The organism is Aeromonas enteropelogenes (genome assembly GCF_000819845.1).
GTDB classification, from domain to species: Bacteria; Pseudomonadota; Gammaproteobacteria; order Enterobacterales; family Aeromonadaceae; genus Aeromonas; species Aeromonas enteropelogenes.
In genome coordinates this window covers 149,386-149,795 of the sequence record NZ_CDCG01000038.1, presented here as the reverse complement: position 1 = coordinate 149,795, position 410 = coordinate 149,386, and the positions used below count along the sequence as shown (strand labels likewise).

1 protein-coding gene is annotated in these 410 nt (G+C 62.9%); it reads left to right on the top strand.

Going from position 1 to position 410, the window contains the following annotated elements; translation table 11 throughout:
* Window positions 1–389 (top strand): response regulator (locus BN1123_RS16625; protein WP_042028371.1); only part of this gene is annotated, 389 nt, incomplete at its 5' end.
* Window positions 390–410 lie beyond the last annotated feature (21 nt).

The window sequence follows — 410 nt, the reverse complement described above, 5'->3', positions numbered from 1 at the left end:
GGATCCTGCTGGTGGATGACTCCTCCGTCGCCCGTCGCCAACTGATGGCTGCCCTCGATTACATCAATATCCCCTACGAGGTCTGCACCAACGGCAAGGATGCGCTGACCCTGATGCAGGAGAGAGCTGGCCAGCAGAGCCCCATCGATATCCTGGTGAGCGATATCGAGATGCCGGGGCTCGATGGTTATGAGCTCGCCTTCGAAGTGCAGAGCGACAGCAAGCTGGCGGGCGCCTACATCATCCTGCACACCTCCCTCTCCAGCGAGATCAGCGTGGAGCGTGCCCATCAGGTGGGGGCTCACGAAGCGCTGACCAAGTTCGAGGCCAACGAGCTGATCCAGGCCATGCTGCGCGGTGCCGAGCACCACGACCGCCTGCAGCAATGACCCCCGAGGCGGGGAGGACAC